Here is a 21,078-nt window from a genome sequence, read left to right on the forward strand (position 1 = left end):
TCGTCACCCCTTCCGTGCCGTGGTGGGGGCGTTGCCGCCCAGTGCGAAGGTGTCGAGGTCGAACAGGGCTCCCGCGCCGCCGGTGAAGGTGAGGAAGAGCGGGCCGGTGCCGGTGCCGGTCAGGGTGGTGGTGACGGTGGTGAAGGTCTCCCAGCCGCCGGTCACCGGGACGGCGACGGAGCCGAGGACGGGTCCGGTCTGCGATCCGGAGCGGATCTGCACGGTGCCGCCCGCGCCCGCCGAAGACACCTTGGCGGTGAAGGAGGTGGCGCCCGTGGTGGAGACGGAGGCGTAGCCCGCCCAGTCGCCGTTGTCGATGTAGCCGAGGGTGTAGCCGCCGCTGGCCGCGGCGTGCGCGGCGGCCTGGACGCCGAAGGACGAGGAGAACGACTCGGCCTCCCTCGGGGTGGTGCTGGGGCCGCCGGTGCCCAGGGTGAAGGCGTCGAGGTCGAAGAGGTTGCCCTGTCCGGTGGGGCCGCGGAAGACCAGGTACAGCTCGCTGGTCCCGGCGGGGGCTCCGGTCAGGGGGGCGGTGACGTCGGTGAAGGTCTCCCAGCCGCCGGTGACCGGGACGGTCGCGGTGCCGAGCAGGGTGCCGGTGGCCGATCCGGCGCGGACCTCGATCCGGCCGCCCGTGCCGCCGGAGGAGACCCGGGCGGTGAACTGGGTGGCTCCGGCGAGGACATAGGGCTTGAAGGAGACCCAGTCGCCGTCGTCGGTGAAGCCGACCGTCCGGCCGCCCTCGGCGGGGGCGTGGTCGGCAGTCTGGATGCCGGACTGGGCGGCGAAGTGCTCGCCCTGCCGGTGGCGGGGCTGGAGGGTGCGCAGGGAGTGGCCGGTCAGTCCGGCGGAGTCGGTGTACTCGGCGTCGAAGACCCCGTACAGGTTGGCGGCGCTGTCGTGTTCGCCGTCGGCGGGGATGGCCAGGGTGCCCTGGCAGCCGGTGCCGGAGGTGATGGCGTGGGTGTGGCTGTCGTGGCCGAGGAGATAGGTGACCTTGACCTTGGAGCAGTCGATGGTGCCGTCCTCGGGGTCGGTGACCTGGACCTGGAAGGGCACGGTGTCGCCGAAGGAGAACAGCTGTCCGTCCAGGGGCTGTTGCAGGGTCACGGTGGGCGCGGTGTTGCCCGCGGTGACCACCAGGCTGGCGGTGCCGGTGAGCCCTTGCGGGTCACGGACGGTGAGAGTGGGGCGGAAGGTGCCCGCGGTGGTGTACGTGTGGCTGGGGTTGGCCGCGGTGGAGGTGGCGCCGTCGCCGAAGTTCCAGGAGTAGCTGAGCGCGCCGCCCTCGGGGTCGGAGCTGCCCTGGCTGGAGAACTGGACGGTCAGCGGCAGGGCTCCGGAGGTGCGGTTCGCGGACGCCTGGGCGACCGGGTTGCGGTTGGCGCCGCCTATGTACTCGATGCGGTACAGACCGGAGTTGTTGCCGCCGGTGCCGTAGTCGAGGACGTAGAGGGCGCCGTCGGGGCCGAAGTCGGTGTCCATCACCTGGGTGCCGTTCCAGGGCATGTCCTCGATGACGCCGTAGGAGCCGTCGGCCTTGACCTCGATGGCCTTGATCCACTGGCGGCCGTACTCGGCGGCGAAGAAGCGGCCGTCGAGGGACTGCGGGAACTTGACGGTGGAGGGGTTGGCGGGGTCGTAGCGGTAGACCTCGCCGCCCATCGGGGACTCGGAGCCGCCGCCGAACTCGGGCGGGGAGCCCTCCAGTCCGTACTTGATCCAGCTCGGTTTGGCGGGTGGCAGGGTGGACTGGCCGGTGTTGCGGAAGGAGTTGTTGGCGGGGCCGCCCGCGCAGTTGTACTTGGCCGCCGAGGGGCCGCTCGGGAAGGTGTACTCGTTGTAGGTCTCGGCGGTGGTGTTGGTGCCGGTGCAGTACGGCCAGCCGTAGTTGCCGGGGGCGGTGACGCGGTCGAACTCGACCTGGCCGCCGGGTCCCCGGTTGGCGTCGGTGGCGCCCGCGTCGGGGCCGTAGTCGCCGAGGTAGACCGTGCCGGTGGCGCGGTCGACGGACATCCGGAACGGGTTGCGGAAGCCCATGGCGTAGATCTCGGGGCGGGTGTTCGCGGTGCCCGGGGCGAACAGGTTCCCGGCGGGGACGGTGTAGCCGCCGGCCGCGGTGGGCTTGATCCGCAGCAGCTTGCCGCGCAGGTCGTTGGTGTTGCCGGAGGAGCGCTGGGCGTCGAACTGCGGGTTGCGGTTGGTGCGTTCGTCGATCGGGGCGTAGCCGGCGGAGTCGAACGGGTTGGTGTCGTCGCCGGTGGTCAGATACAGGTTCCCGGCGGCGTCGAAGTCGATGTCGCCGCCGACATGGCAGCACTGGCCGCGGTCGTTGGGGACTTCGAGGACGATCTTCTCGCTGGCCATGTCGAGGGTGCCGTCGGTCTTCAGGGTGAACCGGGACAGGTTGAGGTGTCCCTTCCAGGGCGCGAAGTCGGCGGCGGTGCCGGTGACGGGGGCGTCCCCGGCCGGGGTGGTGAGCTTCGGGGAGTAGTAGACGTAGACGAACCGGTTGGTGGTGAAGGCCGGGTCCGCGGCGATGCCCTGGAGCCCTTCCTCGTCATGGTTGTAGACGTCGAGCTTCCCGGCCTGCCTGGTGTTGCCGGCCGCGTCGGTGAGGCGGATCGTGCCGTCGCGGGCGGTGTGCAGCACGGAGCGGTCGGGGAGCACGGCCAGCGACATGGGCTCGCCGGTCTCGGCGGCTCCGGTGGCGAGCTGGACCTGCTGGTAGTCGGCGGGCGGAAGGTCCGCCGGGGCGGCGGTGGCCGTACCTGCCGCGGGTGCCGCGGTGACGGCTCCGGTCAGGACGAGCGCGAGCGCGGTGAGGCTTCGCAGCCCCGCGCGGGGGCGCCAATGCATGGAGGATCGTCCTTCCTGACGGTGGGGGATGTCAGGCAAGACGCGCGCCGGCCACGCTTGCCGGGTGCTGGGGTGGACCCGGCCGTTCCCTGTCCGAGTCCATGAACTGTGCAGTAGTTGCTGAACTGTGCAGTAATTGCATGACACAACAAGGGAATTGCAGAAATCTGCTAACCCTTTGCATATTGTTGGCCACCCGGCCATTTGTCAAGCGCCTGTCAAAACTACGTACCGAGCGGTGCGCCCGGCCGGGAGCACCCGGGCGCGCCGGACCGGTCAGTGCGGTGCGCGCTCCTCCAGGACCGCCTGCCACGCGGGCGCCGGACCCTCCGGGGCGGGTTCGGGGCGGCGCCCGCCGCGCGCGAAGAAGTCGGCCAGCGGCAGGATCGCGGCCCCCACGGTGACCGCGTCGGGCCCGAGCCGCCCCAGCTCCACGGTGACCTGCTGGGCCGGGTAGGTGAGCGCGTAGGACATGGCGTGGCGGCGGACGTCGGGCAGGAAGCGGGTGCCGAGCTGGAGTCCGGCCCAGCCGCCGATCAGGATGCGCTCGGGCTGGAAGAGGTTGATCAGGTCGGACAGCCCGGCGCCCAGATACTCGGCGGTCTCCTCCAGCACCCCGAGGGCGACCGGGTCGGGCGCGGTGTCGTCGGCCGGGTAGGCGGCGGCGAGCATGGCGGTCAGGGCGGTCTCCTCGTCGGCGCCCCTCGGGGGCCGTCCGCCCGCCTCGCGCCAGCGCTCCAGCAGCGATTCGGCGCCCGCGTACGCCTCCAGGCAGCCGAGCGCGCCGCAGCGGCAGCGGCGTCCGCGCACCCGGACCGTCAGATGCCCCCACTCGACGGCCCGTCCGTGCTCCACCTCGGGGGTCACCACACAGGCGCCGACCCCGGAGCCGAAGAGCACCACGACGGCGTTGTGCGCCCCGCGTCCGCCGCCGAACCACATCTCGGCCTGGCCGAGGGTCTTGGCGCCGTTGTCGATGAAGTAGCGCACCGCGCCCGGCAGCGGGGAGCCCTCGCGCAGGAGTTCCTCCAGCGGGACCGCGTCCCAGCCGATGGTCTGGCCGTGCACCACCGCGCCGCGTGCGCCGGTCCGCTCGACGATGCCGGGCACCCCGATACCGACGCCGAGCAGCCGCTCGGGGGCGACGGCGGCGGTCCGGAGGACCTCGGTGACGCCGTCGCGGATATGGCCGGCGATGACATCGGCGTCGTAGCGCTGGGGGGCGAGGGGGCGTTCGGTGCGGGCGAGTTCGGTGAGGGTGAGGTCGAACAGCTCGACCCGGACGCGGGTCTCGCCGACGTCGACGCCGATCATGTGGCCGCTGCCGGGGGCGACCCGCAGCAGGGTACGGGGACGGCCACCGTCGGAGTCGACGCTGCCGGCCTCCTCGACCAGTCCGTCCGTGACCAGGTCGGCGACGACATTGCTGATCGAGCCGGAGCTGAGGCCGGTGGCCGGGCCGAGTTCGAAGCGGCTGAGAGGGCCGTCGAAGTACAGCCGTTGCAGTACGGCTGTGCGGTTGGCCCGCCTCAGGTCCCGTACCGTGCGCCCGTTCCGCCCCGTCATGTGGCTCCTTCCGCCCCGTGTCCCGACCTGCAACATACCTCTCGGGGTGTCCTGGCCGCGACCTTTCTCGAACCCTTAATTCATGTGCTGAGCTAAGCGAAGCGCTCCGCGGGTTGAGCAGGGGGGGCGGTGAGGTGCTGTGTGGGGGCTGTGCGGGGTCGTCGTTCGGGGCACAGGGTAGTGAACTGTGGGTGTTTCGGCGGCCAGGGGGCGTTCGGGGCGGGGGGGTCTGGCGGGTTGCTCGGCGTCGGGGCTGAGTGCGCGGTTCCCCGCGCCCCCACGAGCCTCGGCACAGGGGGTGAGGGCGGGGGTGTCCGGCCAGTTGCTCGGCGTCGCGGCTGAGTGCGCGGTTCCCCGCGCCCCCAAGAGCCTCGGCCCGGCCCCCGTTGACCGATCGCCGTCGCGTCACCCTCACCGGCGTTGCTCGGGGCTGCTGGGGGTCGCTTTAGCTTGGTTTTCGGTTGGGGTTCCTAGCATTTGCGAGTAGGTGTTTGCGAACAGAAAGCAATGCCAGCCCCCCCATGAGAGGACAGCTGCTCATGCCCCAGGAAACCCGTCCGCCCGGCGGCAGCAACCGTCGGACGTTCCTCGCCCGCAGTCTGGGGACCGGGGGGACCCTCGTCGGCGCGACCGTGGTGGGCGGGGGTGCCGCTCCGGTGGAGGCGGCGCCCACCGCGCCGGTTGAGACGACCCGGGTGACCCTGAACGTCAACGGCCGTACCCACACGGTCGAACTCGACATCCGGGCCAGTCTGCTGGAGGCCGTACGGGACGGGCTCGGGCTGACCGGCAGTAAGAAGGGCTGCAACCAGGGCGCGTGCGGGGCGTGCACGGTCCTGGTCGACGGGGAGCGGCAGCTGTCCTGCATCACCCTGGCCGCGCGCTACGAGGGCCGCCGGGTCACCACCGTCGAGGGGCTGGCCCGGGGTGGCCGGCTGCACCCGGTGCAGGCCGCGTTCATCGAGCGGGACGGCTTCCAGTGCGGCTTCTGCACCTCCGGTCAGGTGGTGTCCGCGGTCGGGCTGCTCGCCGAGGAGCCGGAGGTCGCCGACGAGGACATCCCGGAGCTGATGAGCGGCAACCTCTGTCGCTGCGCCGCCTACCAGAACATGCACCAGGCCATCCAGGACGCCCGGGGAAGGAGCTGACGTGCGGACCTTCCACCTCGAACGCCCGCGGACCCTCGCGCAGGCGGTACGGCTGCTGGACGGCGACCCGGACGCCCGGGTCATCGCGGGCGGCACGGACATGGTCGTCCTGATGAAGGAGGGCATCCGGCCCACCGGACGCCTGGTCGACGTGGCCGGGCTCGACCTCGACGGGATCACCCGGGGGGACGACGGCTCGTTCACCATCGGGGCGCTGGCCACCAACAGCGAGACGGCCCGGACCCTGCGGGAGCGGACGCCCGTGCTGTCGGAGGCGATCCGCTCCGGGGCCTCCGCGCAGATCCGCAACATGGCCACCACCGCGGGCAACCTCCTCCAGGGCGTGCGCTGCCCCTACTACCGGCAGACCGAGTTCGCCTGCAACCGCCGCGACCCCGGCAGCGGCTGCGCCTCGATCGAGGGGGCCAATCCCGGGCAGGCCCTCTTCGGCACCTCCTCGTCGTGCATCGCCGTGCACCCGTCCGACATGGCGGTGGCGCTGCTGGCGCTGGACGCGGTGGTGCTGGTGCAGGGGCCGGACGGACGGCGGGAGATCCCGATGGCCACCTTCCACCGGCTGCCGGGCGACACCCCGGAGCGGGAGACGGAGCTGCGCCGCGCGGAGCTGATCGTGGGGGTGCGGATCGGGGCCCAGCCGCGCGGGCGGCGCTCGCACTATGTGAAGTTCCGGGAGCGTACGTCGTTCGCGTTCGCGCTGGTCTCCGGGGCGGTGGTGGTGGATCTGGACGGCCGCCGGGTGCGCTCCGCGCGGATCGCGCTGGGCGGGGTGGCGCCCCGGCCCTGGCGGGTGGAGGCGGCCGAGCGGGCGCTGATCGGGCGGACGTTGGACGCCGAGGCCATCGAGGACGCCGCCGACGCGGCGACCACCGGCGCCCGGCCGCAGCGGGACAACGCGTACAAGGTGGACCTGGTCCGGGGCGTGGTCCGCCGGGCTCTGACGGAGGTGGCAGCATGACGACCGCTCCCGAGCGCGACGGCTGGACCGAGCCGATCGGCGCCCCGCTGGACCGGGTCGAGGCGGCCTCGAAGGTCACCGGCCGGGCCGTCTACACCGGGGACGTGCGGGTGCCCGGCGCGGTCAACGCCAGTCTGGTGACCAGTCGGCTGGCGTCCGCCCGTATCCGGTCCATCGACACCGCGGCGGCCGAGCGGGCGCCCGGGGTGCTCGCCGTCATCACGCATGAGAACCGGCCCGAGTGGACCGGTTCGCTGGAGCCGGAGGACGGCCGCTGGCCGCTGGACGACGACCGGGTGTACTACGGCGGCCAGTTCGTGGCCGTGGTGGTCGCCGAGACCCTCCAGCAGGCCGAGCACGCGGTCACCCTGGTCGACATCGACTACGAGCCGCTGCCCGTGGTGCCCACCCTCGCGGCCGGGCTGAACGACCTGTATCCGTCGCCGCACCCGGCGATGCAGTACTCGCGCGGCGACGCCGAGGCCGGTTTCACGTCCTCGGCGGTGCGGATCGACAGCTCGTTCACCACGCCGGACTACTCGCACGCGCCGATCGAGCCCAGCGCCGCCATCGCCCAGTGGGACGGCGACCGGCTCACCGTGCACGCCAGCAACCAGTACGTGTACCGGGCCCGGGGGACGGTCGCCGCCGCCTTCGGCATCCCGGAGGAGAACATCACCTTCGACACCTCGCTGATCGGCGGCGCCTTCGGCTGCAAGATCCAGGTGTGGGGGTACACCCTGCTGACGGTGATGGCGGCCCGGGTGGTGGACCGGCCGGTGCGGCTGGTGCTGACCCGCAAGCAGCACTTCACCACCACCGGGCACATGGCGGGCACCCGCCAGCGGGTACGGATCGGCGCCGACCGCGACGGCCGGATGCGGGCCATCGTCCATGAGACCGTCAACGGCACCTCGGTGCACACCGACTACACCGAGCGCGCCCCGATGACCACCCCGGACGTGTACGCCGTGGACTCGGTGCTGATCGGCGCCCGGATCACCAAGGTCAACAAGGGCTCCCCCGCCTCCATGCGCACCCCGGGCGACCTCGCCGGGCAGTTCGCCCTGGAGTCCGCGATCGACGAGCTGGCGTACGCGACCAACAGCGACCCGGTGGAGCTGCGCCGCCGCCACTTCGCCAACGCCGACCTCAGCAACGGCGAGCCGTGGACCAGCAACGGGCTGCCGCGCTGCTACGACCTCGGGGTGCGCGAGTTCGGCTGGGAGCGCCGCGACCCGCGGCCGGGCTCGATGCGCGACGGCGACGAGCTGATCGGCTACGGCATGGCGGGCGGCTGCCGCCACGACGGCTACGACCCGGCCCGCGCCCGGATCGAGCTGCGCGCCGACGGCCGGGCCGACCTGTACACCTCGGCGCAGGAGATCGGCGGCGGGACGCTGACCATCCTGGTGCAGATCGCCGCGTCCCACCTCGGGGTGGACCCGGGCCGGATCACCATCCACTCGGGCAGCACCGCGCAGCCGATGGCGGCGCCCACCTACGGGTCGGCGGCCACCGGCAACACCGGCAGCGCGGTGCTGCTGGCCGGGCAGGCGGTGCGGTCGGCGGCGATCCGGCTGGCCATCGGCGACACCCGCTCCCCGCTGCACGGGGCGGCGGAGGACGCGGTGGACGTGGAGGACGGCCGGATGTTCCTCACCGCGCGGCCCCGCACCGGGGAGACGTACACCGCGCTGCTGCGCCGCCATGGCATCGGGGCGCTGAGCGAGACCGGGCAGTACGACCCGGTGGAGAGCGGCCGGGCCAGCGCCAGCTTCGCCGCGCACTTCACGGAGGTGCGGATCGACAGCGGGCTGCGCCGGGTGCGGGTGGTGCGCCATCTGTCGGTGATCGACTGCGGGCGGGTGATGAACGCCAAGACCGCCTCCAACCAGGCCCGCGGCGGGATCATCTTCGCCATCGGCGGCGCCCTGATGGAGCAGATCACCCCGGACCCGGTGACCGGGGTGCACTTGAGTCCCGCGCTGACCGACTACCACTTCCCGGTGCACGCGGACGTCGGGGACATCCAGGTCCGGTTCGTGGAGTTGCCGGACGACACACATCCGCTGGGCACCAAGGGGCTCGGGGAGGTCTGCTCGATCGGGGTGGCGGCGTCGGTCGCCAACGCGGTGTACCACGCGACCGGGCGGCGGGTCCGGGACCTGCCGATCACACCGGAGCGGCTGCTGCACGCGTGACGTGGGGTGAGGTGACGTGAGGTGAGGTGAGGTGGGGCGGGCCGCCGGGGCGGAAAACCGGTGGCCCGCGCCGGGCGGGCTGCGTACTCTAGGCCCGTTCCTAAACCCTTTAGGAACGGGATGGGTCATCCGCCCGTACCCCCTTGCGTCCCCCCCCTGTTTTCTCCGGAGACCCCGATGCGCGCGCTCACCGAGCAGGACATCCGCTCCTCGTTCGTCAACTGCTCCAAGGGCGAGGCCAAGCGGCTCGCCGTGCCCCGGGACCTCGCCGAGCGGGACTGGGAGCACCTCGACTTCCTGGGCTGGCGGGACCCCGGGGCACCGGACCGCAGCTATCTGGTGGGCGAGCGGGACGGCGCCCCGGTGGGCGTGGCCCTGCGCTTCCCCGCGTCGCAGCGCGGGTTCCTGCACCGCAGCATGTGCTCGCTGTGCCTGACCACCCACCGCGGCGGCGGGGTGTCCCTGATGACCGCCCGCAAGGCCGGTGCCGCCGGGCGCGAGGGCAACTCCGTCGGGCTGTACATGTGCACCGACCTGGCGTGCTCCCTGTATCTGCGGGGCCGCAAGGTGCCGGACAGCGGGATGCGGTTCGAGGAGAGCCTCACGGTTCAGGAGCAGATCGACCGGGCGCTCGGCAACCTGTCGGCGTTCCTGGACAAGCTGTACGAGTGAGCCGCACCGGCACGAGGTGAGCCGGGGCCCGCCGCGCGGGAACATCCCTGGGGATGCGAGACGTACGGAAGTGGTGGACGCGGGCCGTCCGGGAGGTGTGGCGGCGCAGCCGCGACCCGGTGATCGTCCAGATGCTGCGGTCCACCTTCGCGGCGACCCTCGCGTATGTCATCGCGCTGCGGCTGGGTCCGGAGCAGCCGCCGCTCACCGCGCCGCTGACCGCGCTGCTGGTCGTGCAGGTGACGCTGTACTCGACGCTCACCACCGGGATCCGCCGGGTCAACTCGGTGGTCGCCGGTGTCCTCGTGGCCATCGCGTTCAGTCTGCTGGTCGGGCTGACCTGGTGGAGTCTGGCGCTGGTGATCATCGCCGCGCTGACCGTGGGGCATCTGGTGCGGGTCGACGAGTTCGTGCCCGAGGTGGCGATCAGCGCGATGCTGGTGCTCGGGGTGACCGCGGTGGGCACCACGGCCTGGTTGCGGGTGGTGGAGACGCTGATCGGCGCGGTCGTGGGGATGGCCTGCAATCTGCTGATCGTGCCGCCGGTGTGGGTGGACGAGGCGGGCGCGTCGATCGAGGAGCTGGCCCGCCGGGTACGGCAGCTGATGCTGCGGGTCGGCGAGGAGGCGTCCGGGCGCACCCCGCCCCAGGAGGCCGCCCGGCGGCTGCACGAGGCCCGGCGTCTCGACCACGACATCAGCGGGGTGGACGCCGATCTGCGGCAGGCCGAGGACAGCCTGCGGCTCAACCCCCGGGTGCGGGAGGGGCTGCTGCACCGGATCGTGCTGCGCACCGGCCTGGACACGCTGGAGATCTGCACGGTGGTGCTGCGGGTGATCGCCCGGACGCTGACCGACCTGGCCAAGGAGCGGGAGCCCGAGCCGCTGTTCCCGCCGGGCACCGGCCCGGTGGTGGAGCAGTTGCTGTCGGAGGTGGCCGACGCGATCGTGAGCTTCGCGGTGCTGGTCACCACCAGTGTGAGCGACAGCGCCGAGTCGGCGGAGGCCCGGCTGGACGCGGAGCTGCGGCAGGCCGCCGCGACCCGGGACGTGCTGGACCGGCTGCTGCTGGGCGCGGTGCGGCACGACCCCCGGCAGTGGCAGCTGTACGGCGCGGTCCTGACCGAGGCGACCCGGATCATCGACGAGCTGGACACCGAGCACCGCACCCGCCGCCTGTTCGAGGAGCTGGACCGGCACTCGCGCGAGCAGCGCGCCCGCCGACCGCGGATCACCCGGCTGCGGGACCGGGCACGGGTCTCGCGCCGGGCGATGCGGAACCGGGCCGCGGGCGCCCGGCGTTCTAGCTGAGGAAGCGGACGCACGGACGGCCACTCTGGGGGCGCTACGCATGACGAACGGATCGGTACGGATCGACGGGAACACACTGCGGCTGCCGGGCGGAGCGGCGGTGCGGTTCATCCGTACGCTGCGGCTGCCGGAGTCGGGGACGCACGCGCTGCCGCCCGGCCTGGGCGACTTCCCGGTGCGCCGGGTCGCGGACTTCCCCGACACCGTGCCGTCCGACTGGCTGGCGCGCGGCGGGGTGATGCTGCCGGTGTATCTGCGCGAGGCGATGTGGCTGAGCTTCGCCGGGACGACGGAGCCCGCGGCGCTCCAGGTCGGTGTCGGCAAGGTGTGCGCGGTGTCGGGCGAGCCGTGGAGCGACCGGCTGACGCGCGATCCGCAGAACTATCTGGTGCTGCCGCGTCAGCCGTGGCTGGACGGCATCAACGCGGGCGCGGGCACGGTCCGGCAGTTCGTCGCGGTGCCGCTGGGGCTCGGCGCGACCGTGGAGGGCCAGGTGACCGGCGAGGAGGTGTGGGGCGGGGTCCAGCTCCAGTCCTTCGCGCTGACCGACGCGGCGCTGGCCGACTGGCGGGAGAAGCAGCGCAGGCTGACCACCGAGCGGCAGCGCTCGGCCGCGGCGTTCGCGGCGCCGATGGCCCCGACGGGCGGCCCGCCCCCGGCTCCGGCCGCGGCGGGCGGGGCGCCCCGGTCGCGCGGCGCGGCGATGGGGCTGGGCGTCGGCGGCGCGATGCGCCAGGAGGTGTACCGCGACGACCGTCCGGCGTCCGACTGGGCCGGGAAGCCGTCCGGCCGGGTCTTCGTGCATCTGGTGACGCCGCCGGAGTGGCGGCGCATCACGGGCGAGGCCCCGCCGCCGTCCCCGGTGGACCGCGCGGCCTACACCCGGGCGGGACTCCCCTGGTTCGACTACTACGACGACGGGGCCGAGGACCTCGCGCCGACCGACGCCCTAGCCGAGGTGAAGCCGGTCGGTGACTGGCTGGGCGACGACCACACGCCGTGGCAAGAGCCGTCGCCCCAGCAGATCAAGCCGCTGGGGGACGCGCCGGGGAAGGCGGTGCAGGACGGGGAGTGGTGAGCGGGCCGACCGGTGCCGCGGCGGGGGTTCGGCCGGGGGTTCCGCCGGGGCACCGGTCCGGCGGGGGTGCCGCCGGGGCGGTGCGGGGGACGCGGTGCGTGGGCGTTGGGGGGTGCGGGATCGGGAGGGGTGACGGGTGCGGGTGCCCCGGCGCCGGGCGGGGGGGCCTGGCGCCGGGCGGGGGGGCCTGGCGCCGGGCGGGGGGTCCTGGCGCCGGGCGGGGGGGGTCGCGGGGGTCGTCAGGCGTCCGCGGTGCCTGGGCGGCGGGCGGGGTGCCACCGATGCCGTCAGTGGTCCACGATCCCCTGGCGCCGGGCCGGGCGCCGCCGGTGTCGTCCGCCGTCCGCGATGCCCTGACGCCGGGCCAGGTGCCGCCACCAGCCGTCCACGGTCCCCGGGTGCCTGACGCCGGGCGAGGTGCGGCCGATGCCGTCAGCGGCCCCCGGGCTCCGGGCTCCGGGCTCCGGGCCAGGTGTCGCCGGTGCCGTCCGCCGTCCGCGATGCCCTGACGCCGGGGCCGGGTGCCGCCGATGCCGTCAGCCGTCGCTGTCCGGGTGTCGGCGTTGGAGCGCGGGGCGGGCGCAGGACGCGGTGCCTGCCTGGGCGAGCAGGACGTGCATCCGCTCGGTGAGCTGGGCGACCGTGTCGGCGGGGGTGTGGAAGGGCAGCCGTACGTCGCCGTGGCCGCGGCGGCGTTCGATGCGCAGGGTCAGTCCGTGGCGGTCGACGGCCAGCGGCTGGACGCGGACCGCGCCCTGGAGGCTCCCGGGCTCCACGAGCCGGGTGAGGCGCTCCACGGCGTCGGGATGGGCGTCGGCGAGATGGGTGAGCAGCCGGGCCTCGGCGGTGGCCAGCGGATCGGGCGCGGCGGCGGCGAACTCGGCCAGGCCGACGACCTCCGCGCCGGCCGCCCGGTGCAGCACCACCCGGGTGGCCTGGAAGACGAGATGGCCGTCCACGCCGGAGAACCAGCCCGCCAGCCAGAGCCGGGCGCGGACGCGCTGGCGCACCGGGACGGGGGCCACGTCGGCGAACTCCAGGACGGCGGACGGCTCACCGCGCGGGGCGCACAGGGCGGTGGCGCGCAGCGCGCTGTCGTCGGGCACGCACAGCAGCACCCGGCCGTCCTCGGCGGTCTCGTGCGCGCCGACGAACTCCTCCCGGGCACCGTCCGCGGTCACCGCGCACGACCAGGCGGCGGCGAGCACCGACCGAGCGCGTTCCGCCGCGCCGGGCGCGGCCGTCCAGGTCTGCCTGTCACCCATCCGTTCCTCCTAAGGTTAGGCTTGCCTAACCTAGCGGACTTCGGGGCGCGCGCCAACCAGGGACACGAGGCGTTCACACGAGCGGGACGCGACCGCCCGCCGGACGGTCTCAGGCGCCGTCGACGACCCCGAGCAGCGCCCGCGCGCACAGGTCCCGCAGCTGTTCCCGGGTCAGTTCGGGCCGCCGCAGCCACTCCAGGCAGACGGAGGTGGTGAACGCCAGCCAGCCGCGCACCGCGAGCCGCAGCTCCGGCCGGGCCACCACCACCGGACCGAACTCCGGGTCCGCCGCCAGCGCGGCCAGTATCTGCCGCTCCTGCGCCGCCAGCGCCCGCTGGTAGACCCGCCGTACGGCCTGGTCGCCCGCCGCGTCCGCGCGGTGGAAGGCGCGATAGCCGTGGGCGTGTTCGCGGACGTACTCCAGATAGGCGTCCAGACCGGCGGTGAGCTGGTCGCGGACCGGGACGCCGGGGCGGGGGGCCGTCATCCGCAGCATGTGGTCGCTCTCCCGGTCCACCACGCCCGCGAAGAAGTCCCGCTTGGTCGGGAAGTAGTGGTAGAGCAGCCCGCGCGACACCCCGGCGATCTCGGCGACCCGCTCGATGCGCACCTCGTCGTAGGGATGCTCGGAGAAGAGGCGCGCGCCGACCGTGAGCAACTGCTCGCGGCGCTGCTCGGTGGTCAGGCGGCGGCGGGTCCGCTCGCCCTGGTTCGCGGCCATGGCCGCACCCTACGACACGCCTTGGCGCGTCCCTTGACGCCGGTTCAGCGGCAGGTCGAGACTGGGACCGCTATTGAACACACGTCCAACAAGTGTCACCGCACCGAGCCGAGGGAGCACCTGCCATGGCGCACACGACGGCCGGCCGGTCCGCCGGGGGCGCGGCCCCGCTGCCCCGGGGGTTCCGCGGCGCCGAGCAGGGCTGGCCGGAACTGCACCGCATCCCGCGTCCGCCGTACCGGGTGCCGCTGCTCGGCGATGTCATCGGGTCCCGGCCCAGCAGTCCGCTCCAGGACTCGCTGCGCCACGGCCGCCGGCTCGGGCCGATCTTCCGGCGGCGGGCGTTCGACAGGGAGTTCGTCTTCGTGTGGGGCGCCGACCTGGTGGCCGAGCTGTCCGACGAGTCCCGGTTCGCCAAGCATGTGGGCCTCGGGGTCGCCAACCTCCGCCCGCTGGCCGGGGACGGGCTCTTCACGGCGTACAACCACGAGCCGAACTGGCAGTTGGCGCACGATGTGCTGGCGCCCGGGTTCAGCCGGGAGGCGATGGCCGGGTACCACCCGATGATGCTGGACGTGGCCGACCGGCTGACCGGGCACTGGGACCGGGCGGCGGACGGCGGGCGGACCGTGGACGTGCCCGGCGACATGACCAAGCTGACCCTGGAGACCATCGCCCGCACCGGGTTCGGCCATGACTTCGGGTCCTTCGAACGGGACCGGCCGCATCCGTTCGTCACCGCGATGGTCGGCACCCTCGGCTACGCCCAGCGGCTGAACACCGTGCCCGCGCCGCTCGCCGGGCTGCTGCTGCGCCGGGCGGGCCGCCGCAACACGGCCGGGATCGCCTATCTCGACCGCACGGTCGACGGGCTCGTCCGGGCCCGGCGCGAGGCGAGCGGTCAGGGCGATCTGCTGGACCGGATGCTGGCCACGGCCCACCCGGAGACCGGTGAGCGGCTGTCCGCCGAGAACGTCCGGCGCCAGGTCATCACCTTCCTGGTCGCGGGCCACGAGACGACGTCCGGGGCGCTCTCGTTCGCCCTGCACCATCTCGCCCGCGATCCCGAGGTGGCCCGGCGCGCACGGGCCGAGATCGACCAGGTGTGGGGCACCACCGAGCGGCCGGGCTACGACCAGGTGGCCAAGTTGCGGTACGTGCGCCGGGTGCTGGACGAGACGCTGCGGCTGTGGCCGACCGCCCCGGCGTACGCCCGCGAGGCCACCGAGGACACCGTGCTCGGCGGGGAGCACCCGATGCGGCGCGGCGCCTGGACGCTGGTGCTGACCTCGCTGCTGCACCGCGATCCCCGGGCGTGGGGCGCGGACGCCGAGCGGTTCGACCCGGACCGCTTCGAGGCGGCGGCGGTCCGGGCGCGGGCACCGCACACCTTCAAACCGTTCGGCACCGGCGTACGGGCCTGTATCGGCCGTCAGTTCGCCCTGCACGAGGCGACGCTCGTCCTCGGGCTGCTGCTGCGCCGCTACGACCTGACCGCCGACCCGGACTACCGGCTGCGGGTGACGGAACGGCTGACCCTGATGCCGGACGGGCTGCGGCTGGGGCTGACCCGCCGCCGGGACGCGGGCTGAGCCGACCGAGTTGGCCGAGCCGACCGAGTTGGCTGAGCTGGCTGAGGGCACCGCGCAGACGCGCCCCCCGCCGGTCCGGCCCCGCAGACCCGCGCGGACCAGTTCGCCGGCGCGCAGCAGCAGGTCACCGGCCGTACGGCGGAGCGCGTCCGGGTCCAGCGCGGCGAGTTGCCCGGGTGTGCCGCCCGCCGGACGCTCGGTCCGGACCCGGGCGGGTGAGCGCCTCGGTGGGATACCGGAGCAGTTCATGCAGCCGGCGGACCACGGGGAACACCGCGAACATCCGGCGGCGGTGCACCAGCGGGCCGGTACGCCGGTCGACACCGCCGCACACGGTCCGCGCGACCCGCTGCCCGGCGCCGCAGCAGTCGTCACCGGTTTTCCGCGCGGGGGGCGCGCCGGGGGTCAGCGGGTGAACAGTTCGAAGGCCACCGCCGGACGGCCGCCGAAGCGGGTGCCGGCCTCCTCGGCGAAACCGGTGAGCAGGTCGCGCGCGTACGTCTCCGGGTCGGTGTCGGTGAGCGCCTCGATGTAGGTGCGGTGGGCGAGCAGCGAGCGGACCGCCCGGTCCAGCCCCTCGGTGGCGTCCACGGCGTGCGTGGGGGACGTCGATCCGGCGACGGCGACCCAGCGGACGCCGTCCCAGGGTTCGAGGCCCTGCTCCGCGATCAGCTCCGGGAAGATCCAGCGGTTGCCCGCGTCGGCCGCCGCGTCCAGGGTGGCCCGGCCGACGGCCACATGGTCGGGGGTGTTCCAGTGGACACCGCCCCAGGTGTCGCGGTGGTTGAGGGTGAGGAGCAGTTCGGGGCGGTGGCGGCGGATCGCGGCGGCGATGTCCCGGCGCAGCGCGGTGCCGTACTCGACGACACCGTCGCGGTGGTCGAGGAACTCCACGCTGGCCACTCCGACCTCGGCGGCGCTGGCCCGCTGTTCGCGTTCGCGCAGCGGGGCCGCCTTCGCGGGCTCCAGGGTGTCGATCCCGGCCTCGCCCCGGGTCGCCAGGACGTACGCGACCTCACGGCCGCCGTCGGTCCAGCGGGCGACGGCCGCCGCGCACCCGTACTCCAGGTCGTCCGGGTGCGCGACCACCGCGAGGGCGCGCTGCCAGTCCTCGGGCATCGGGTCGAGTGGAGTGATCGTCGGCTCGCTCATGCGGGCAGACTAGCCCGCGGTCCGGGACCGGGGCGCGCGTGTTTCCGGGCCTCGTCAGGGCGAGTTCACGCCTCGTCGTGGGCGCTCACGCCTCGTCGCGGGCCAGTGCCAGCAGCCGGTCCAGGACGCGCGGGCCGCCCGCGCGGACGCCGTCGTGCTCGAACTCGTCGGTGACCCAGGTCCGCAGACCGCGCACCGCGCGGGCGGTGGTGAGGGAGTGGCCGGTGTCGACGTACATGTCGTCGTGGTAGACGGCCGCGGCGACCGGGACCTCGTTGGCGGCGAGCCGCTCGGGGTCGTACAGGGGGCGCCAGTCGGTGCGGGCGGCGAGCAGGTCGGCGGTCTCGCGCAGCGGGCGCAGCGCGGGGTCGCAGTCGAACGTCCAGGGGTGCACGGACTCGCCGGTGAACAGCAGCGGTCCGTCGCCGGTGAGCGTCTTGGCCGCGTCGAACTGGGGGAACTCGGCGCGCACCCGCTCCGCGGACCAGTCGGTGGGCCGGGTGTCCTGGCCGTAGGAAGCCTCGTGGACCAGGGCGTACAGCGGGTGCCCGGCGTAGGAGAGGAGGGCCTGGACGTCCTCCTGGAAGGCGTCGGACAGGACGCTGCCCTGCGGGGTGCGGACGAAGGCGTGCTCCAGCAGGTAGTGCAGGCGGTGGCTGCCGTCACTGCCGCCTAGGAGGATGCCGAGGGACTGGAACGCCTCGACGGTGAGCCGGTAGCCGTTCGGCAGGACGACGTCATGGGCGAGGAGGTGGTCGGCGATCCGGCGGGCGCGTTCGACGTCCTGCGGGTAGCGGGCGTAGTGGGCGGCGACCTTGCGTTCGACGCGCGGGTAGGCCGCGCGGTAGGCGTCGTCGGCGTGGGCGTCGAGCGAGGGCAGACCGCCGGTGATGACGGCGGTGCTCAGGCCCTCGGGGGCGGTGGAGAGGTAGTGCACCGCGCAGAAGCCGCCGAAGCTCTGGCCGAGCACGGTCCAGGGCGCGCCGCCGGTCAGCTCGCGGCGGATCAGCTCGCAGTCCCGGACGATCGAGTCGGCGCGGAAGCGGGTGAGGTAGTCGGCCTGTGCGGCGGGGCCGCCGCGCAGCGGCAGGGTCTGGCGGTTGACGGGGGTGGAGTGGCCGGTGCCGCGCTGGTCCAGGAGGAGCACGCGGTACTCCTTCAGGGCCCGCTCCAGCCATGCCTGCTTCCCGATGAAACGGTTCGCCCCGAAGCCGGGGCCGCCCTGGAGATAGACCAGCCAGGGCAGGTCCTGGCCCGCCTTGTCCCCGGCGACGACCTCCCGCGCGTAGACGTCGAGGGTCTCGCCGTCGGGGGCGTCGTGGTCGAGCGGGACGGTGAAGCGGTGGTCGGTGAGGACGACGCCTGGCTGGCGGTAGCTGACACTCAACGGGTCTCCCGGTGCGGACGTGAACGATGACCGCGTCCCAGTGGAGCACACCGGGGCGCGGTAGGGGCGGGCGGGACGGGGGGACATGCTGAACGGCCGGTCAGTGGGGCTGCCTCCGGCGGTGGGGCGGGGGGCGGGTGTCGGACGCCCCGGCGGGTCCCCGTTCGGCGTGATCCCGCGTACCGTGGCCCCCGGACACATCCGATGAGCCATGGTCCATGGACGACGAGGAGCCGCGATGCGTGTCGCCCTGTTCCTGACCTGTGTCAACGACACGCTGTATCCGGACACCGGCAGAGCGGTGGTGAAACTGCTGACCAGGCTGGGTGTCGAGGTCGATTTCCCGATGGCGCAGACCTGTTGCGGACAGGCCCACTACAACACCGGCTACCGGCATGAGGCCGAGCCGCTCGCCCGGCATTTCTCCGATGTCTTCGGCGCGTACGAGGCGATCGTGACGCCGTCGGGGTCGTGCGCGGCGATGGTCAGGGAGCTGTATCCGAGGATGGGTGAGCGGGCCCGCGCGGAGGGCCGGGGCGGCGGGCTCGCGACGCTGCTGGGACCGGTCGTGCCGAAGACGTACGAGCTGACCGAGTTCCTGGTGGATGTGCTGGGGGTGACGGATGTCGGCGCGTACTACCCGCACCGGGTGACCTATCACCCGACCTGTCACGGGCTGCGGTCGCTCGGGCTCGGGGACCGTCCGCTGCGGCTGCTGCGCGCGGTCAGGGGGCTGGAGCTGGTGGAACTGCCGGGCGCCGAGGAGTGCTGCGGCTTCGGCGGGACGTTCGCGCTGAAGAACCCGGACGTGTCGGCGGCGATGGGCACCGACAAGGTCCGCAGCGCCGAGTCGACCGGCGCCGAGGTGCTGTGCGCCGCCGACAACTCCTGTCTGCTGCACCTGGGCGGCACCATGACCCGGCTGGGGACACCGCTGCGGCCGGTGCACCTCGCGGAGATCCTGGCGGGCACGGAGACGGAGACCGGCGGATGAGCGGCACGTTCCTGGGGATGCCCGCGTTCCCCGAGGCCGCGCGGGAGGCCGTGCGGGACGCGACGCTGCGGGGCAATCTGCGGCACGCCACCCACACCATCCGCGCCAAGCGGGCGGCGGCGGTGGCCGAGGTGTCCGACTGGGCGGAGCTGCGGGAGGCGGGCCGCCGGATCAAGGACCACACCCTGCGCCATCTCGACCGCTATCTGCTGCGGCTGGAGGAGTCGGTCACGGCGGCCGGGGGCACGGTCCACTGGGCGGCCGACGCCGCCGAGGCCAACCGGATCGTCACGGACCTGGTCCGGGCGACCGGTGAGCGCGAGGTCGTGAAGGTCAAGTCGATGGCCACCCAGGAGATCGCTCTGAACGAGGCCCTGGAGGCGGCCGGGATCCGCGCCTACGAGACCGATCTCGCGGAGCTGATCGTGCAGCTCGGCAAGGACCGGCCCTCACACATCCTGGTCCCGGCGATCCACCGCAACCGGGGGGAGATCCGGGACATCTTCGCCCGGGAGATGGGCGCCTGGGGGCGCCCCGCGCCCGAGGGCCTCACCGACTCCCCCGCCGAACTGGCCGAGGCGGCGCGGCTGCATCTGCGGGAGAAGTTCCTGCGCGCCCGGGTCGGGATCTCCGGCGCCAACTTCATGGTCGCCGACACCGGCACGATGGTGGTCGTGGAGTCCGAGGGCAACGGCCGGATGTGTCTGACCCTGCCCGAGACGCTGATCTCGGTGGTCGGCATCGAGAAGGTCGTGCCCACCTGGCGGGACCTGGAGGTCTTCCTCCAGACGCTGCCGCGCTCCTCCACCGCCGAGCGGATGAACCCCTACACCAGCACCTGGACCGGGACGACCGGCGGTGACGGGCCGTCCGTGTTCCATCTGGTGCTGCTGGACAACGGCCGTACCGACACCCTCGCCGACGACATCGGCCGCCAGGCCCTGCGCTGCATCCGCTGCTCGGCCTGTCTCAACGTGTGCCCGGTGTACGAGCGGGCGGGCGGCCACGCCTACGGGTCGGTGTACCCCGGCCCGATCGGCGCGATCCTCAGCCCTCAGTTGCGCGGCACGGGCAGTGCGATCGACGCCTCGCTGCCGTACGCCTCCTCGCTGTGCGGGGCCTGCTACGAGGTGTGCCCGGTCGCCATCGACATCCCCGAGGTGCTGGTGCATCTGCGGGAGCGGGTCGCGCAGGGCGGTCCGGCGGTCCGTGGCGGCAACAAGGTGGTGCTGCGCCCCGCGAAGGGCCACGCCGCCGAGCGGGCGGCGATGCGGGCCGCGCGCTGGGCGCTGACCCGGCCCGGCGCGCTCGGCACCGGCCAGCGGCTGGCCGCCCGCACCCGGCGCTTCCACCCCCGTTCCCTGCCCGGCCCGGGACGGGCGTGGAGCGCCGCCCGGGATCTCCCCGAGGTGCCGCCGGAGCCGTTCCGGGACTGGTGGCGGCGGACGAACGGACCGGAGGGCGGCGCGAAGTGAGCGGCAGGGAACGGATCCTGGGCCGGGTGCGCCGGGCGCTGGACGGCGTACCACGGGACGAGCGGCCGTACGAGACGGTGGTCGGGCGGGACTATCTGCGGGAGCACGGGGAGCTGACCGACGGGCGGCGGGTGGAGCTGCTCGCGGAGCAGCTGGCGGACTACCGGGCCGTCGTGCACCGCTGCGCGGACGCGGAGCTGCCCCTGACGCTCATGCGGCTGCTCGCCGCGCGGGGCGCGGGCACGGTGCTGGTGCCGCCGGGGCTGCCGCCCGGGTGGCTGAGCGCGGTGGACGCCGTCCAGGTCCCCGACCGGGCCGCGAGCACCCCCGCCGAACTGGACCGGGTGGACAGTGTGGTCACGGGCTGCGCGGTGGCGGTCGCCGAGACGGGGACGCTGGTGCTGGACGGGAGCCCGGACCAGGGGCGGCGGCGGATCACCCTGATCCCCGACCACCACATCTGTGTCGTACGGGTCCCCGACCAGGTGGTGTCGTCCGTGCCGCGGGCGCTCGAGCGGCTGGACCCGGCCCGTCCGCTGACCTGGATCTCCGGTCCTTCGGCCACCAGCGACATCGAGCTGGACCGGGTGGAGGGCGTACATGGTCCGCGCACGCTGGAGGTGGTGCTGGTGACCGGTGGCGGCCGGGGAGCGGCCCCGGGGCGGCCCGGCTAGCGTGA

General features: G+C 73.7%; 16 protein-coding genes. 10 read left to right on the forward strand and 6 right to left on the reverse strand.

Annotated elements, in window-relative coordinates:
- Positions 1-3: 3 nt before the first annotated feature.
- Positions 4-2,859, reverse strand: a complete 2,856-nt coding sequence (locus tag AB0D49_RS22795) for a carbohydrate-binding protein (RefSeq protein ID WP_362760247.1) — start codon at positions 2,857-2,859, stop codon at positions 4-6.
- A 276-nt stretch (positions 2,860-3,135) separates the two neighbouring features.
- Complete coding sequence (locus AB0D49_RS22800) at positions 3,136-4,425, reverse strand: ROK family transcriptional regulator (RefSeq protein WP_362760249.1); 1,290 nt, start codon at positions 4,423-4,425, stop codon at positions 3,136-3,138.
- Between the two features lie 539 nt (positions 4,426-4,964).
- On the opposite strand from AB0D49_RS22800, the gene AB0D49_RS22805 reads away from it, so the two are divergent.
- From AB0D49_RS22805 to AB0D49_RS22830, 6 genes are all read left to right on the forward strand, one after another.
- Positions 4,965-5,573 carry a (2Fe-2S)-binding protein gene (locus AB0D49_RS22805; protein WP_362760252.1) on the forward strand — a complete coding sequence of 203 codons (609 nt, stop codon included), beginning with the start codon at positions 4,965-4,967 and terminating at the stop codon, positions 5,571-5,573.
- Between the two features lies 1 nt (position 5,574).
- On the forward strand, positions 5,575-6,549 hold the full coding sequence (locus AB0D49_RS22810; RefSeq protein ID WP_362760255.1) for a xanthine dehydrogenase family protein subunit M: 975 nt from the start codon (positions 5,575-5,577) through the stop codon (positions 6,547-6,549).
- Positions 6,546-8,753 (forward strand): xanthine dehydrogenase family protein molybdopterin-binding subunit, encoded by a 2,208-nt coding sequence (locus AB0D49_RS22815; protein ID WP_362760257.1) that lies wholly within the window; start codon positions 6,546-6,548, stop codon positions 8,751-8,753. The genes AB0D49_RS22810 and AB0D49_RS22815 overlap by 4 nt, the downstream gene beginning before the upstream one ends.
- A 177-nt stretch (positions 8,754-8,930) precedes the next feature.
- A complete protein-coding gene (locus AB0D49_RS22820; protein ID WP_362760260.1) occupies positions 8,931-9,425 on the forward strand; it encodes an FBP domain-containing protein in 495 nt (164 codons plus the stop codon).
- 53 nt (positions 9,426-9,478) lie between these two features.
- Positions 9,479-10,735, forward strand: a complete 1,257-nt coding sequence (locus AB0D49_RS22825; RefSeq protein WP_362760262.1) for an aromatic acid exporter family protein — start codon at positions 9,479-9,481, stop codon at positions 10,733-10,735.
- A gap of 40 nt (positions 10,736-10,775) precedes the next feature.
- A complete protein-coding gene (locus tag AB0D49_RS22830) occupies positions 10,776-11,813 on the forward strand; it encodes a hypothetical protein (RefSeq protein ID WP_362760265.1) in 1,038 nt (345 codons plus the stop codon).
- Positions 11,814-12,349: 536 nt separating this feature from the next.
- Here the strand turns inward: AB0D49_RS22830 and AB0D49_RS22835 are convergent.
- On the reverse strand, positions 12,350-13,078 hold the full coding sequence (locus tag AB0D49_RS22835; RefSeq protein ID WP_362760267.1) for a DUF2470 domain-containing protein: 729 nt from the start codon (positions 13,076-13,078) through the stop codon (positions 12,350-12,352).
- A 109-nt stretch (positions 13,079-13,187) separates the two neighbouring features.
- Entirely contained in the window at positions 13,188-13,799 is a 612-nt protein-coding gene (locus AB0D49_RS22840) for a TetR/AcrR family transcriptional regulator (protein WP_362760269.1), read from the reverse strand.
- A 125-nt stretch (positions 13,800-13,924) separates the two neighbouring features.
- Here AB0D49_RS22840 and AB0D49_RS22845 point away from each other — a divergent pair, with 125 nt between their 5' ends.
- Positions 13,925-15,391, forward strand: a complete 1,467-nt coding sequence (locus tag AB0D49_RS22845; RefSeq protein WP_362760271.1) for a cytochrome P450 — start codon at positions 13,925-13,927, stop codon at positions 15,389-15,391.
- Between the two features lie 405 nt (positions 15,392-15,796).
- Here the strand turns inward: AB0D49_RS22845 and AB0D49_RS22850 are convergent, their stop codons facing one another.
- Together AB0D49_RS22850 and AB0D49_RS22855 are read right to left on the reverse strand one after the other, a co-directional pair.
- Complete coding sequence (locus AB0D49_RS22850; protein ID WP_362760273.1) at positions 15,797-16,543, reverse strand: PIG-L deacetylase family protein; 747 nt, start codon at positions 16,541-16,543, stop codon at positions 15,797-15,799.
- An 85-nt stretch (positions 16,544-16,628) separates the two neighbouring features.
- Positions 16,629-17,930, reverse strand: a complete 1,302-nt coding sequence (locus tag AB0D49_RS22855; RefSeq protein WP_362760275.1) for an alpha/beta fold hydrolase — start codon at positions 17,928-17,930, stop codon at positions 16,629-16,631.
- Between the two features lie 238 nt (positions 17,931-18,168).
- Here AB0D49_RS22855 and AB0D49_RS22860 point away from each other — a divergent pair, with 238 nt between their 5' ends.
- Genes AB0D49_RS22860 through AB0D49_RS22870 form a run of 3 tightly spaced genes read left to right on the forward strand, consistent with a single transcriptional unit; the run spans position 18,169 to position 21,073 of the window.
- Positions 18,169-18,924 (forward strand): (Fe-S)-binding protein, encoded by a 756-nt coding sequence (locus AB0D49_RS22860; protein WP_362760277.1) that lies wholly within the window; start codon positions 18,169-18,171, stop codon positions 18,922-18,924.
- Entirely contained in the window at positions 18,921-20,399 is a 1,479-nt protein-coding gene (locus tag AB0D49_RS22865; RefSeq protein ID WP_362760280.1) for a lactate utilization protein B, read from the forward strand. The genes AB0D49_RS22860 and AB0D49_RS22865 overlap by 4 nt, the downstream gene beginning before the upstream one ends.
- Positions 20,396-21,073 (forward strand): LUD domain-containing protein, encoded by a 678-nt coding sequence (locus AB0D49_RS22870; protein WP_362760283.1) that lies wholly within the window; start codon positions 20,396-20,398, stop codon positions 21,071-21,073. Before AB0D49_RS22865 ends, AB0D49_RS22870 begins: the two co-directional genes overlap by 4 nt.
- The last annotated feature ends 5 nt before the right edge of the window (positions 21,074-21,078 follow it).

This window comes from Streptomyces sp. NPDC048290 (assembly GCF_040652095.1).
Lineage (GTDB): Bacteria > Actinomycetota > Actinomycetes > Streptomycetales > Streptomycetaceae > Streptomyces.

Bases quoted from the DNA above. Each gene is read 5' to 3' on its own strand.
- AB0D49_RS22850 (WP_362760273.1), bottom strand. From the start codon at position 16,543: ATGAGCGAGCCGACGATCACTCCACTCGACCCGATGCCCGAGGACTGG.
- AB0D49_RS22815 (WP_362760257.1), top strand. From the start codon at position 6,546: ATGACGACCGCTCCCGAGCGCGACGGCTGGACCGAGCCGATCGGCGCC.
- AB0D49_RS22795 (WP_362760247.1), bottom strand. From the start codon at position 2,859: ATGCATTGGCGCCCCCGCGCGGGGCTGCGAAGCCTCACCGCGCTCGCG.
- AB0D49_RS22800 (WP_362760249.1), bottom strand. From the start codon at position 4,425: ATGACGGGGCGGAACGGGCGCACGGTACGGGACCTGAGGCGGGCCAAC.
- AB0D49_RS22835 (WP_362760267.1), bottom strand. From the start codon at position 13,078: ATGGGTGACAGGCAGACCTGGACGGCCGCGCCCGGCGCGGCGGAACGC.
- AB0D49_RS22845 (WP_362760271.1), top strand. From the start codon at position 13,925: ATGGCGCACACGACGGCCGGCCGGTCCGCCGGGGGCGCGGCCCCGCTG.
- AB0D49_RS22805 (WP_362760252.1), top strand. From the start codon at position 4,965: ATGCCCCAGGAAACCCGTCCGCCCGGCGGCAGCAACCGTCGGACGTTC.
- AB0D49_RS22860 (WP_362760277.1), top strand. From the start codon at position 18,169: ATGCGTGTCGCCCTGTTCCTGACCTGTGTCAACGACACGCTGTATCCG.
- AB0D49_RS22840 (WP_362760269.1), bottom strand. From the start codon at position 13,799: ATGGCCGCGAACCAGGGCGAGCGGACCCGCCGCCGCCTGACCACCGAG.
- AB0D49_RS22865 (WP_362760280.1), top strand. From the start codon at position 18,921: ATGAGCGGCACGTTCCTGGGGATGCCCGCGTTCCCCGAGGCCGCGCGG.
- AB0D49_RS22825 (WP_362760262.1), top strand. From the start codon at position 9,479: ATGCGAGACGTACGGAAGTGGTGGACGCGGGCCGTCCGGGAGGTGTGG.
- AB0D49_RS22830 (WP_362760265.1), top strand. From the start codon at position 10,776: ATGACGAACGGATCGGTACGGATCGACGGGAACACACTGCGGCTGCCG.
- AB0D49_RS22820 (WP_362760260.1), top strand. From the start codon at position 8,931: ATGCGCGCGCTCACCGAGCAGGACATCCGCTCCTCGTTCGTCAACTGC.